The sequence below is a fragment of the Bacillus sp. B15-48 genome (assembly GCF_016879755.1).
In the GTDB taxonomy this organism is placed as follows: domain Bacteria; phylum Bacillota; class Bacilli; order Bacillales; family Cytobacillaceae; genus Mesobacillus_B.
This window is the reverse complement of sequence record NZ_WOFU01000017.1, coordinates 25,517-39,228: the sequence shown is the minus strand read 5'-3', so window position 1 is coordinate 39,228 and position 13,712 is coordinate 25,517. Positions and strand designations below refer to the sequence as shown.

General features: G+C 36.4%; 15 protein-coding genes and 1 riboswitch. All 15 genes read left to right on the top strand.

What is annotated here, in order from left to right; all coding sequences use genetic code 11:
• The first annotated feature begins 1 nt into the window (after position 1).
• The 15 genes from GNT69_RS23955 (at position 2) to GNT69_RS25770 (ending at position 13,489) form a co-directional block, all read left to right on the top strand.
• Positions 2–1,042 (top strand): FecCD family ABC transporter permease, encoded by a 1,041-nt coding sequence (locus tag GNT69_RS23955; RefSeq protein WP_203557509.1) that lies wholly within the window; start codon positions 2–4, stop codon positions 1,040–1,042.
• Positions 1,043–1,082: 40 nt separating this feature from the next.
• Entirely contained in the window at positions 1,083–1,880 is a 798-nt protein-coding gene (locus GNT69_RS23950; RefSeq protein WP_203557508.1) for an ABC transporter ATP-binding protein, read from the top strand.
• Positions 1,877–2,605 (top strand): IucA/IucC family C-terminal-domain containing protein, encoded by a 729-nt coding sequence (locus GNT69_RS23945; RefSeq protein ID WP_203557507.1) that lies wholly within the window; start codon positions 1,877–1,879, stop codon positions 2,603–2,605. Before GNT69_RS23950 ends, GNT69_RS23945 begins: the two co-directional genes overlap by 4 nt.
• Positions 2,606–2,959: 354 nt before the next feature.
• Positions 2,960–4,516, top strand: a complete 1,557-nt coding sequence (gene nikA, locus GNT69_RS23940) for a nickel ABC transporter substrate-binding protein (RefSeq protein WP_239094450.1) — start codon at positions 2,960–2,962, stop codon at positions 4,514–4,516.
• A gap of 66 nt (positions 4,517–4,582) precedes the next feature.
• Positions 4,583–5,533, top strand: a complete 951-nt coding sequence (gene nikB / locus GNT69_RS23935; protein WP_203557506.1) for a nickel ABC transporter permease — start codon at positions 4,583–4,585, stop codon at positions 5,531–5,533.
• Complete coding sequence (gene nikC, locus GNT69_RS23930) at positions 5,533–6,381, top strand: nickel transporter permease (protein WP_203557505.1); 849 nt, start codon at positions 5,533–5,535, stop codon at positions 6,379–6,381. The genes nikB and nikC overlap by 1 nt, the downstream gene beginning before the upstream one ends.
• A 2-nt stretch (positions 6,382–6,383) precedes the next feature.
• The gene (locus tag GNT69_RS23925) at positions 6,384–7,202 is read left to right on the top strand and encodes an ATP-binding cassette domain-containing protein (protein ID WP_203557504.1); all 819 of its coding nucleotides are present in this window, start codon (positions 6,384–6,386) and stop codon (positions 7,200–7,202) included.
• Positions 7,199–7,966: an ABC transporter ATP-binding protein gene (locus GNT69_RS23920; protein ID WP_203557503.1), complete on the top strand. Its 768-nt coding sequence runs from the start codon at positions 7,199–7,201 to the stop codon at positions 7,964–7,966. Before GNT69_RS23925 ends, GNT69_RS23920 begins: the two co-directional genes overlap by 4 nt.
• A gap of 24 nt (positions 7,967–7,990) precedes the next feature.
• Entirely contained in the window at positions 7,991–9,391 is a 1,401-nt protein-coding gene (locus GNT69_RS23915) for an MATE family efflux transporter (RefSeq protein ID WP_203557502.1), read from the top strand.
• Positions 9,392–9,547: 156 nt separating this feature from the next.
• Positions 9,548–9,741, top strand: a riboswitch (cobalamin riboswitch).
• A gap of 137 nt (positions 9,742–9,878) precedes the next feature.
• Positions 9,879–10,472 (top strand): hypothetical protein, encoded by a 594-nt coding sequence (locus GNT69_RS23910; RefSeq protein ID WP_203557501.1) that lies wholly within the window; start codon positions 9,879–9,881, stop codon positions 10,470–10,472.
• A gap of 31 nt (positions 10,473–10,503) precedes the next feature.
• Positions 10,504–11,130: a CbiM family transporter gene (locus tag GNT69_RS23905; protein ID WP_203557500.1), complete on the top strand. Its 627-nt coding sequence runs from the start codon at positions 10,504–10,506 to the stop codon at positions 11,128–11,130.
• A gap of 4 nt (positions 11,131–11,134) precedes the next feature.
• Positions 11,135–11,893, top strand: a complete 759-nt coding sequence (locus GNT69_RS23900; RefSeq protein WP_203557499.1) for an energy-coupling factor transporter transmembrane component T family protein — start codon at positions 11,135–11,137, stop codon at positions 11,891–11,893.
• Positions 11,893–12,702, top strand: coding sequence for an energy-coupling factor ABC transporter ATP-binding protein (locus tag GNT69_RS23895; protein WP_203557498.1), 810 nt, complete (start codon positions 11,893–11,895; stop codon positions 12,700–12,702). The genes GNT69_RS23900 and GNT69_RS23895 overlap by 1 nt, the downstream gene beginning before the upstream one ends.
• Positions 12,699–13,097, top strand: a complete 399-nt coding sequence (locus tag GNT69_RS23890; RefSeq protein ID WP_203557497.1) for a hypothetical protein — start codon at positions 12,699–12,701, stop codon at positions 13,095–13,097. Before GNT69_RS23895 ends, GNT69_RS23890 begins: the two co-directional genes overlap by 4 nt.
• Positions 13,001–13,489 (top strand): HAD family hydrolase, encoded by a 489-nt coding sequence (locus GNT69_RS25770; RefSeq protein WP_343206557.1) that lies wholly within the window; start codon positions 13,001–13,003, stop codon positions 13,487–13,489. The genes GNT69_RS23890 and GNT69_RS25770 overlap by 97 nt, the downstream gene beginning before the upstream one ends.
• Positions 13,490–13,712 lie beyond the last annotated feature (223 nt).

Here is a 13,712-nt window from a genome sequence, read left to right as displayed (position 1 = left end):
AATGAATAATTTTTTCGCATTTAGGAATAAATCAGGTACTGTATCTTTTCAAATGGCTAAAAAAACATTGATAATTTTTCTCCTGCTAAGTTTCATTTCATTCCTACTTTTTATACTCAGTCTATCAATCGGGAGCAGTTTTATTAGCCCGCAAACGGTTATCAAGCATTTATTTGGATATGGCAGCGGTGAATATGAGTTTATTTTAAATACATTGAGGCTGCCGAGAGTGTTGCTTGCTTTTATGGTTGGTGCTGCACTTGCCGTATCCGGGTTGATTTTACAATCGGTTATTAGAAACCCTCTTGCCTCTCCAGATATTATCGGGGTAACAGCAGGGGCTTCAGTAGGAGCCATTATATTTATTGTCTTTTTTATGGGGATGGCAAGTTTGAAACTGCTCCCTCTTATGGCGATTTTCGGGGCGATGACTGTAGCAATAATTATTTACTTATTAGCATGGAATAAGGGAGTGACACCAATCCGGCTAGTACTGATTGGGATCGGCGTCGCAGCAGCAATGAAAGCAATCGTCATGATGATGATTGTCCTTAGTGATACAGCTGTAACGACGAAGGCTTATCTTTGGTTAACGGGAAGTTTGTATGGAACTAATATGCAGAATGTTTATTCTATGCTGCCTTGGATTGTTATTTTCATTCCACTGTCTCTTTTATTTGCCAGGACGGTTAGTGTTAAGGAATTAGGTGACGATGTTGCTACAGGACTTGGTGTAAAAGTACAAACGCAGCGTTTTCTTCTCATTTTTATTAGTGTTGCACTGGCAGGTTCTTCAGTAGCTTTTGCAGGTGGAATTGAATTCGTCGGTTTAATTGCACCACATATTGCTAGAATGCTTATTGGACGTTCATTTGCTGGCTTGGTACCTATTTCTGCATTAATTGGCGGGATGATTGTTGTTTTAGCAGATATTGTTGGAAGGACAGCATTTTTACCACTCGATATACCTGCTGGTGTATTTACAGCGGGGATTGGAGCGCCATTCTTTATTTATTTATTATTTAGAAATCGAAATATGTAAATGATATTGTGTGGAATTTTACAATAAAGGAGCTGAGACCATGAGTGTATTAGAAGCAAGCTCTCTAACGCTAGGTTATAGTGACACAATTATTATAGAGAATCTAGATCTGAAAATTCCTACTGGAGAAATCACTGTATTTGTTGGGGCTAACGGGTGTGGAAAATCTACTTTATTACGTTCCCTTGCACGTCTTTTAAAACCAAGATCAGGTCAAGTTTTATTAGGGGGAGACGTCGTAGGAAATTTATCTACAAAAGAGGTAGCTAAACGACTCGCTATTTTACCACAGGGGCCGATTGCTCCAGAAGGACTTACGGTTTTACAGCTTGTTAAACAAGGAAGGTACCCACATCAAAGTTGGTTAAAGCAATGGTCTAGTGAAGATGAAAAAATCGTTAATCAAGCTCTTAAAGCTACAAAAATGGAGGAACTCTCTGATAGGTCTGTTGATTCCTTATCCGGTGGACAACGGCAAAGAGCATGGATTGCGATGACGTTAGCACAGAAAACGGATATTATTTTGCTAGATGAACCTACAACCTATTTAGATATGACCCATCAAATTGAAATTTTAGACCTTTTATTCGAGCTTAATGAACTAGAAAACAGAACCGTGGTTATGGTTTTGCATGATTTGAATCTAGCGTGCCGTTATGCACATCATATTATAGCTGTTCGTGAAAAAAAGGTATATTCACAGGGAAGACCAGAAGATGTAATAACTTCGGATATGGTTAAAGATGTTTTTCAAATGAATTGTGATATTACAAAAGATCCGTTATTTGGGACTCCTTTATGTATTCCACATGGAAAAGGCAGGAAGGTTAATAAATGAACAGGATGATTTTGAATGAACTAAAGGATTTCGATATCGTTCTAGATGATGAAAGCATTATGGAGATAAAAATAACGGATTTATTAAATGAGGAAAAATGTCTATCGTTTCTACAAAAACAAATGACAGAGATACAAGCACCAAATTTATCAGTTGCCGCTTCAATGTTTTCTAAAAGATATGCTTACCTCGTGGTGTCGTCCACTTTATATTGTATGGCGGAATTCAACTGTGTCCTTAATTTTCCGGTAAGTGCATGCACATTAAGTAAAGAACGTAAATTATGTATTCAAGAAGATAGGTGCAAATGGCAAGAAGTAAGGAATATGACGAGGGAGCACTGGCGTGAAAACGTGCTCCGCAACCTTTTTTCGTCTCATATTACACCGGTTTTAGACATATTGAAGAAGACATCTCGTATATCATCCGCAATTTTGTGGGAAAACATAGCTACTCGAATTAACTCCATTTATGAGAAAACATTAGCGAAAGAACTAAATCGGGATAAAATTGAAAGGTTGAATAGCGACTTTAATTATTTGGAAAATGCTAGTGGAGAATTGTTCAATTTAAATGAAAATCCGCTTAAACGTTATTTAAAAATAGGAGAAGAGCTTAAAACGAATCCAAGTCGGAGAACGTGCTGTATGTACTATAAATTAATGAAGAATCTTGAAGAAATTAGCCATTGTGGCAACTGTCCAATTAGAAGTAAGCAGATATAATCGATAAATTTTCCTTTTCCAATTAGTTGATCAAAATAATATCATACTTTACTGGGTTATTTTTATAGCCCTTTTTTTCGTCTTATTCTTTAGTAGTACCATTAGATTTTTTAAGGTTTTCAATTTTTTAAGCTTGTTTATAAATACCTGATTTAAAACAGTAATCATTACGATTTATTATTGACTGCTTTTTAAAAAGGAGCTATATTAATAAATAGCATTTAAATCGTAATGATTACTATTATCCTTTAAACAAAAATGAAAATTAAAAACATTTGTTGCCATTAAATCGTAATGGTTCAATTTACCTTTAACTGACGGAAGTTTCACTTTAATGTAATAGGAGATGAAAATATGTTTAAAAAGTATTTTATGTTTTTTGTAGTTTTAGTCGTTTGTATTTTAACCTTAGGATGTAACAATCAACAGGAGAGTCGTAGTTCAACGAAAGAGAAAGCCTCAACCGAATCTACAGAAACAGAGGATAAATCAGTTACATTATTATTTAGTTTTGCCTCCAAAACGATTGACCCTCATCAAGATTGGATGGGTGTACGTGCGGGTATTGCAGAGACTTTAGTTAAAATTGATGGAAACCTTACGATTAAACCGTGGTTAGCTGAGTCGTGGGAGCAAAAGGATGAAAGAGCATGGACGTTTAAATTGCGCGAGGGAATTACGTTTCATGATGGTACTCCAGTGGACGCAGATGCAGTCAAAGCTTCATTTGAAAGAGTTTTAAGTGTGAATGATGCCATAAGCTCTAGCTTAAAAATTGAATCGATGGAAGCGAATGGACAGGAAATTACTTTTGTTACAGAAGAAGTCTATCCAGCATTTTTATCAGAACTTGTACATACCAATGCTGCAATTATTAAGGTGGATGCAGATAATATAAGTGAGAGGCCTATTGCTACAGGGCCATTTAAAGTGGTTGATTTTACATCGGAATCAGAGGTTAAGTTAGAGAAATATCCAGATTACTGGGATGGTTCTGCCAAGCTTGATGAAGTAACGATTAAGTTTAACTCCGATGGGAATGTACGTGCTCTAGCTCTTCAATCTGGTGAAGCGGACATTGCCTACCACTTACCACCTGAAGCGTTAGACCCAATAGAAAGTAGCGCTAACCTACGAGTGGAGTCGGTGCCAAGCTTGCGTGTTCATTTTATCCTTTATAATTCATCAAAGCCAGCTTTACAAGATGTAAAGGTTCGAAAAGCATTAGACTTGCTTGGGAATCGTCCTGTAATGGTAAATGAGATTATGAATGGCCATGCTACAGCTGCAAGTGGACCTTTTAACCCTTCTCTTCCATTTGCTTCAGAACTTGATCCGGTTAGCTATGATCCAGCTCAAGCTGAAACTTTATTAAAAGAAGCTGGTTATGAGAAAAATGAAGCTGGAAAACTTGAAAAAGACGGTGAAATCCTCCAGTTAACACTTGCGACTTATCAAGGAAGGCCTGAACTTCCTTTAATGGCTCAATATTTACAAGCAGAAGCAGCAAGTATCGGAATTGACATCAACATAGTAACAGTTGAAGATATTGACAGTTATCTATGGGAGCAGCAAACGGAGTGGGATTTAGTAACATATTCTAACTTAACAGCTCCAAGAGGAGATGGAGGATACTTCTTTAATGTTGCTTATTTACCAGAAGGCTCTTTAAATCCTGGGCAAATTAACATCCCAGAGGTAAATGCATTAACGAATCAACTAAATGAAACAGTTGATTTGGAAGAACGAATTGCCTTACAAAAGAAAGCGGTCGGTATCATTCAAGAGCAACTCCCGCAATCCTTTATTTTACATCCGCATATTATTGTCGGTGTAAATGAACGTGTGAAAAACTGGAGTCCAGGATCAGAGGAGTATTATTTAATTACAAATTCAATCGATGTTGAATAAGAGAGAAAAGTGAAAGTGTCTTAGATACTTTCACTTTTCTATTCTGTTAGTAGGAGTTGTCAGGGAATGAGAAAAATTTTATCAATTGTAGCTTCAAGACTTTTACAATTATTCATCATGGTTTCAGTTCTTTCTTTTTTAACTTTTGTATTAATGAAAGTCACACCAGGTGATCCAATTCGGGAGTTGCTAAAAGTAGATGATGTTATTGCAACAAAAGTTGATGAGGAAAAACTAAAGAAGGAGTATGGGTTTGATCAACCGATTCTCGTTCAATATGGTCATTGGGTTAGGGATGTGATGCGTTTTGATTTAGGTGAATCTATTATTTCTAAACGCCCAGTTATGGAAATGATTCTTAGTAGATTGCCAGCGACTATTTCCCTAGCGCTAGGAGGCATGGTAGTACTATTTTTCATTTCGATTCCATTTGGAACCCTTGGTGCTGTTTATCAAGGTCGTTGGCCTGATTTGATTAGCAGATGGTTGGCAATGTTAGGTGCTTCCATTCCTAGTTTTTGGTTGGGAATGCTGTTAATCTACTTCTTTTCTTTAAAGCTAAATCTTTTACCTGTTATGGGGAAGGGGACGTTAGCCCATTTTGTATTACCCTCAATCACATTAGGTGTTGCCATGGCACCGATGTATATTCGTCTATTACGGGAGCGTCTTATCTCTACATTACAAAGTTCATATATTGAGGCAGCTAGGGCAAGGGGATTAAGGAAAGAACGCATCCTATTCTTTCACGCCTTAAGAGGGAGTTTAATCCCGTTAATTACTATGTTTGGCTTAAGTGTTGGAAGCCTCTTAGGGGGAATTACAGTAATTGAAATACTCTTTTCATGGCCCGGGATGGGAGAGCTTATTGTGAACTCAGTAAAACAACGTGATTATCCAGTTATACAAGGTTATATCCTCATCGTAGGTTTTTTAGTCGTCATTACCAATTTAATCGTCGATTTATTATACTTAGTCGTTAATCCTCAAATAAATCAAGGGAAGGAGTCTGTTTGATGGAACCAAATATAATGAAAAATCAAACTGTTAAACTTCTTCGTGATCCTACTATGAGTGTAGGTATTTTCCTTGCAATATTACTAGCGAGTGTTGCTATTCTTGGTGGAATGTTTGTTCCACACGATCCTTTTCAAATAAATATGAGTAATAGGTTACAAGGGGCCTCTTTTGAACATTGGCTTGGCACCGATCAATTAGGTCGGGATGTCCTTTCTAGAATTGTATACGGTGCGAAATTAACCATCGGTCTCGGTGTTATCGCCATTATGGTAGCGGTAATGGTCGGTGTACCCATAGGTCTTTTTTCGGGCTATATAGGCGGAAGAGTAGATGCCTTCTTGATGCGAATTGTAGACGGAATCTTATCATTCCCGGATTTCATTCTTGCTATAGCCATCGCTGGTATACTTGGTCCTAACTTAACAAATTTAATTATTGCAATCGTATTAGTGAGATGGATTGTATATGCACGAGTGGTTCGTGGGTTGGTACTTGCGGAGAAAGAAAAGGAATATATACTAGTTTCCAAGGTCTCTTTTTCTAGTACCATCAAAACAATAAGGCTTCATTTACTTCCACAAGTGTTACCAGATGTTATTGTTATGGCTGCAATTGATGTGGGAAAGGTCATTTTACTTATTTCTGCATTTTCCTATATTGGTCTTGGAGCACAGCCACCTATACCTGAATGGGGAGCCATGTTAAATGAAGGACGTACTTACTTTCAAGTCGTACCTTCCCTTATGATTTACCCAGGTCTTGCGATCATGTTAACAGTCCTATGCTTTAACCTGTTAGGTGATGGGTTGAATAACTATTTTGATATTCACAAGAGGAGGGGATAAAAGTGGGAAATTCTTTAATTTCTATACAAGATTTGTGGATCACTAATCAATCAGATGGAAAGATTTTAGTTAGCAATGTTAATTTAGAGATTGAAAAAGGGGAGATTGTTGGTCTTATTGGGGAAAGTGGAAGTGGAAAAAGTCTAACCGCAAGGGCTGTCATGAGGCTTCTTCACCCTAATATGAAAGTTAGTGGAAAGATTTTATATAAAGGTACGGATCTGCTAACGATAACTCCTAGGGAGCACCGACATATACTTGGTTCTGGGATAAGTATGATTTTCCAAGATTATAGAGGTAGCTTTACTCCGTTTATTAAAATTGGAAATCAGATGATCGAAACGATTCGAACACATGATAAGATGCCAAGAAACGAGGCGAAAAACATCGCTCTTACGGTTTTGGAGGAAATGGGGTTGGAATCAAGACGAGTATACAATAGTTATTCGTTTCAACTCAGTGGTGGACAAGTTCAGCGTGCAGCCATTGCTATGTCTTTAGCTTTAAAACCAGACTTAATCATCTGTGATGAAATGACGACAGCCTTAGATGTAATGAGCAGTGAGAGGGTTTTAGATTACGTTGAACATATAAGACAATATATCGGCTGCTCTGTCTTACTTATTACACATGATTTAGCGTTAGCCTATAAAAGGGCAGATCATTTGTACGTTATGAATCAAGGTGAAATCGTCGAAGACGGATTGCCTGAACAAATCCGTTGCCATCATAAACATCCTTATACAAAAAAACTTTGTTCTTGCTTACTATCTCTCCCAGAAGCTGAGTCATTCCAACAGAAAAGAGTGCATTCAGTATGAGTTTAACCATCGAAGGACTTTCAAAACAGTACAGGCAGGGGATTCAAGCATTACAACATATTTCATTCTCGGTTCCAGAAGGAGAATGTGTTGGCATCGTTGGAGAAAGTGGAAGTGGAAAGAGCACGTTAGCCCGTATCCTTATGGGATTGGAATCTTATAAAGAAGGTTCTATCACTTATAATGGGCGGACAATTGCTCCAAAAAATCGTACTTTGTTACGTGAATATCGTAAGTGTGTCCAAATGATCTTTCAAGATTCAACAAGTACATTAAATCCAAAATTACCAATTTGGAAAAGCTTACTAGAACCATTAGATAATTATAAAGAAGTTTCCCCATCTTTTCTAAAACAGGGTCTTACGAAAATGGAAAAGGCTGAGCAGCTTTTAGAAATCGTTGGATTAGAAAAAAATATGATAAATCGTTATCCTCATGAATTAAGCGGAGGGCAAAAACAGCGGATTAGTATTGCTAGAGCTATAAGCCTTGAACCTTCACTTTTAATTTGTGATGAACCCACTGCTAGCTTAGATGTAACTGTTCAAGTTCAAATCCTGCAACTGCTTAAGGAACTTCAAAAGAAAACGAATATGACAATTCTATTCATTTCACACGATTTAAGAGCTGTTGCGTATTTATGTGAGCGAATGATTGTAATGAACAGCGGTTTAATCGTTGATGAGTTCAGAATAGAAGATATTTATCATAAGGAACGCCATCCTTATACAAAAGCTCTAATCCGAGCAACTTCAATCGATTAAATGCTGTATTAGCAGGAGGAATGAATGAAATTGGCAACAAACTTAAGAGCCTTAACTAGCCATGGATTCTTCAGCCATAGGGAGTATTTTTTGTTGGCTATTCCACTTATTATATCAGGCATTTCCACACCTATTTTAGGTGCTGTTGATACAGCGGTAGTTGGAAGGATTCCTGACCCGGCTTCAATTGGTGGAGTTGCTGTTGGGGCCGTTATCTTTAATACGATGTACTGGCTTCTTGGATTCCTGCGAGTAAGTACAAGTGGATTTACTGCTCAGGCAGAAGGAGCAAATAATCAAAATGAAATCATTCTATCCTTTCTAAGGCCTATGATATTAGCAATCTTGTTTGGCTTGATTTTTATCATTTTACAGGGTCCCATTTTAACCATTGCCCTATCATTAATTGGAGGAAGTGAGGCGGTATCATCCTTTGCTTCTAGTTATTTTTCTATTCGAATTTGGGGAGCGCCGTTTATTTTACTAAGCTATGTCATTATTGGTTGGCTTATTGGATCGGGAAAGGTTCGCTTAGCTTTGGCTACTCAAATTTGGATGAATGTTTTAAATATTATATTAGACTTTGTTTTTGTTTTAGGATTAGGAATGGGAGTTAAGGGCGTCGCTTATGCAACTCTTATAGCTGAGGTTAGTGCTGTTGTATTAGGGGCATGGCTTCTATATATAACTAATAGAGAGACGCTAGCCAATATAAAGTTGTCAATGGTGCTAGAAAAAGAACCGATCTTAAAGATGATGAAAATGAATGGCTACTTTTTCATGAGGACTGTATGTTTGCTTATTATGACAGTAATCTTTACTTCTATAGGTGCAAGTATGGGTGAAGTTACGTTAGCAGCCAATACCATCTTGCTACAAATTCACTATATAATCGCTTATTTATTTGGTGGATTTGCGAATGCTTCTAGTATTTTGGTTGGCAGAGCTATAGGTGGAGCAAATTTGTTTCTTTATAAGCGTGCGTTTACTCTTTCCGCTCAGTGGGGGTTCGCTTCGGCAATTCTTTTGAGTTTAAGCGTATTTATTTTTGGCGAAAGTATCATTGCTTTATTTACGAATATGCCAGAAGTAAAAGCGGTGTCAGAAGACTTCCTAGTATGGATGCTCATATTTCCAATCCTTGGTTTTTGGGGTTTACAGCTAGAAGGGATATTTTCTGGAGCTACTGAAGCAAAATCAATTAGGAACTCCATTGCATTAGCATTAATTGTTTTTTTAACTGTGCTTTGGTTGTTTTTACCTCAATATCAAAATCATGGATTATGGTTAGCATTTGTCGTATTTAGTTTATCTCGTTCTTTCTTTTTATCATTATTTGTTCCAAAACTAACGCGTGAAAAATTTCCAACTATAGTGAAGGTAAACAAATTAAATGGCTCATCTTTAACAAAATTGAACAAATAAAACCACTGATGATATGAAAAAATCCATTATGAGGTTAGTTAATAATCTTATTTTTAATAAAATTATTTAAAAATAAAATTGAATCTCTTTATGTTTTAAGTTAAGCTATTAAAAGAATTGTCGTAATTTTAAATTTATTAGTAGTAAACTAATTTAATAATATTAGGAAGTTTGGGTGTCAAATAGACTTAATAGGGAATCTGGTGAAAGTCCAGAACTGTCCCCGCAACTGTAAGTGTGGATGAAATGAGATGAACCACTGTATAAGTAACTTTATAGGTGCTTATATGGGAAGGCTCAGAGTAAAACGAAGCACGAGTCAGGAGACCTGCCTTAATTTCCAAAAAGTTTTTGTTTCTTCGGGGAGGTGAGAAATAAAACGCGCAAAATAGACCGCAACTTAAATTTTTGTGTCGTTTTATAAACATGCCCTTCGTAATGAATGGCATGTTTTTTTATTTTTACATTTAATCGGGAGGAAAGCCTTATGAAGAAAATCTTTTTCGGAATAATGGTCACGTTATTATTTATGAGTTTAGTAGCCTGTACTTCAACTAATGAGGAGGCTGCAAAAATCGAAGAACAAGAAGCCGGTGGTATTGAAGTAGACAATGATGATAATGGTTTGGAAGAGGATGCTGAAGGCATTGGGCATCATGATGAACTACCTTATGAATGGGCTGGTAGCTATGAATTAGCAGGGGGAATCTATACGCTTAAGTTCAACCAAAATGAACTTGGAGATGAAAGTATGTTAATTGCTTTTATTCTTGAAAACAGTAATATTACTGACCTTGAGCACCATGCCGCCCATATGATGGAAGAAGACGCTCCTAACCTTAATAGCATTCTCGTAGGTGAAGAGTTTGAGGCGCATCATGAGTACACATATTTATTAGCATTAAATACAGAGGGAGAATCAACTTTCACTTTTACAATTTCACAAGCTGGCCGTTATCGGATTTTTACTGAACATCATCCAGATGAATTTGGTATGCAAATTTTAACTGAAGAAGATAGTGAAATTGCTGTGAATGATTCAGTTGAATATGAAGGTCATGATCACGATCATAGTCATTAATAATTAAAGAAAAAGTGGTGGGTGAATTTATATGCATTTGTCGGATGGTGTTCTTAGCTTTCCAGTTGTTGCAACGACTTCAATCATTGCAGGTGGATTGCTTGTTTTTTCAATTAAAAATGTAAAACAAGAAGAAATTCCTAAAATAAGCTTAATGACAGCTGCATTTTTTGTTCTGTCATTAGTTAGCATTCCAATCGGCCCAAGCTCAGTTCACCCACTTCTTTGTGGATTATTAGGAATTTTATTGGGATGGCGCAGCTCCATTGCGATTTTTATCAGTTTACTGTTACAAGCTTTGTTATTTCAGCATGGTGGTTTAACGACTCTAGGGGCTAATACACTTTTAGTTTCTATTCCTGCTATAATCGCCTTTCTTCTGTTCACTTACTTTCAGAAGACTAAAAGGGTCAATGCAACATTATTATCTGGCGTGATAGGGATGCTAGGAGTAATCATCGCTGTGTTGCTATTAATATTATTACTGTTATCTACTAGTTCTTTTTATAACGATGGGGCTTTTTCAGTAGTAACCTTATTACTCATTGGTCATATTCCACTGATTATTATCGAAGCAATTTTAACTGCATTTATTATTAAAATGATTATTCAAGTACGACCACAGCTCATTGATGGAAAGAGTTTAAAGGCGGGATGATAAGATGGGCATGACATTTGTAGAAGAAATAAAGCAGTTTGACTCAAAAATCCCAACGAATTCATGGGGATTGAAATGGGAAGTTCGTTCGAAATTAATTACCTGTTTGCTCACTACCTTTGCAATTATTTCCCTCAAAACTCCTATGTTATTAGCGTTTATCTTTTTTAGTTTAATTGTCGTTATTTTGTCGATGGGTTTTCGCCTTCGTTTTGTGTTGTCAAAACTTATTCTGCTACTCCCCTTCCTATTTCTTATGAGTGGGCCAATCTTATTAGCGGGTGGACTCTCGTTGGATATAGAGAGGGTTGAGTTTGTCATAAACTTAAATTTAAAAGCATTATCAGCGAGTATTCTCATGCTGATTATTTTATTAAGTCAACCGATTCCTCAATTAATAAACGGTTTATCTCATCTGAAAATACCTGCTGTCCTAGTTAGCATTTTTATGGTATCGCTGCATTACGTTCGATTGTTTTATCTTAATTTATTAACGTATCAAAAGGCATTAATTTCTAGATTTTTTAAGCCGACGAGCAATATAAAATCATTAAAGGTGTTTAGTAGTGTGATTGCTGGTTTTGTTTTACGCTCAGTGGATCAGTCTGATCGGGCATATCAGGCAATGGTTTCACGTGGCTTTTCAGGAGTCATTCCAACAGCGAAGCCACAGAAGATGACAAGTGTAGACTACATAAAATCAGGATTATTTCTTTTCGTTATTGTAGTCTTGTTAATAATAGAAAAATGGTGGTTGATTTAATGATAAATATTGAACAAGTTCGTTTTATGTATCCTGATAAAACGGAGGCATTAAGGAATATTACATGCTCCTTTTCATCAAATAAAATCGCATTATTAGGAAGCAATGGGAGTGGAAAATCAACATTACTTCAGCATTTAAATGGGCTGCTTTTCCCTAATAAAGGGCGAATAATGATTGATGGGGAAGAACTAACAAAGAAAACGGCTAATAAGATTCGAAGTCAAGTAGGCTTTGTCTTTGATAATCCGGATAATCAATTGTTTGCACCAACTGTCTTTGAAGATGTTGCATTTGGTCCTAGAAATTTAGGTTATGTAGAAGAAGAAGTAATCAAAATTGTCGATGCTACATTAACTCAATTAGAAATTATGCATTTAAAAGAAAAGCCACCGTATAATCTTAGCTTAGGCCAAAAGAAAAAGGTTGCGATTGCAGGTGTCTTGGCGATGCAACCTAGATTCATTTTGTTTGATGAACCGTTTTCTGGGTTAGATTCCGTTGCGTTGGAAGATTTTATTAAACTACTAGATAAACTAAGTGAATCTGGACATACGATCTTATTATCGACACATGATGTCGATATTGCTTATAGTTGGGCTCAAGAATGTATCATTTTACATCAAGGGCAAATGGTCGCACATGGACCGATTGATATCATTGAAATTGAAGAAGTTATGAGGCAAGCCAATTTAGCCGTACCTAGTCTATTTTCTTTATTCGAAGAAACAGAATACCGTCCTAAAACAATGGCAGAAGCAAAACAGTTCCTTTCATCTTTCATTTTTAAAAAGGAGAAAGTGTATTGAATAAAAAAATCGTAGTCTTTTTATTATTATTTGTATTTATCAGTAGTACGACTGTTTATGCTCATAAGATGCTTATCGCCCCCATTGAAGAAGGTGTCATTCAAGTGGTTTATGAGGATGGTAGTTTTTCGACAAGAACGGTCGTTTACGTGTATGATCAAGAAGGAAATGAAGTTGATCAAGCCAGATTAGATTCAGACGGCTATTTTTATTATGAAGAGATAGGGCATACGTTTGTTGCTGATGATGGCATGGGGCATCGAACGGAATGGACTGTAGGAGAAGAGATTGTTATCAAATCCGACCCTCATCGCTGGATAATAATCGGAATCGTCGTTACTGTTTTTGTAAGTATCGCTATTGTATCTTCATATTTAGCGAAGCGGAAGCATTAAACAACAATATCATTTTAGCGAAATCAGAAGATACGAATGAGGAACTAATTTTAGATCATCCTTTTGTACAAATCGACAATCAGTTTAAAAATAAGTTCGAAATCTATCGTACGACCGTTCCGCAGTTTGGTCCAGAAAGTGGAGAAATAGCTGTGAAAGATGTAAATAAATCAACTGCTGTACAATTCGTTCTTCAATATTTAGAGAAGGATAAAACGAATACGATGGCATATGGTGATGGAAATAATGATCTAAAAATGTTTGAAGCTGTTGCATATGGAGTTGCAATGGAAAATGCCTCTGAGGAATTAAAAAAAGTTGCTAAAGAAATTACACCTATAGCAGAAGAAGACGGAATATTTAAAAGTTTCAAGGTGAATGGTTTGATTTAAGGTTTTTGAAAGTAGCCTAATAACAGAGAAAGCAAGTGGAGAAAAACAAAATCGTTTTTCTCCACTTGCTTTTTTGACTTAACATATTTGTTTGTTTCTGAAGGTAAGAAATTACAAGACAGTCAATACCGTCCGAATATATCTACATTAGATTGTCTTCGAGTTAGCTAACATCGGGGAAATAATAAGTTTTTTTAAAAGATAATGCTGGTAAGCAAACTTT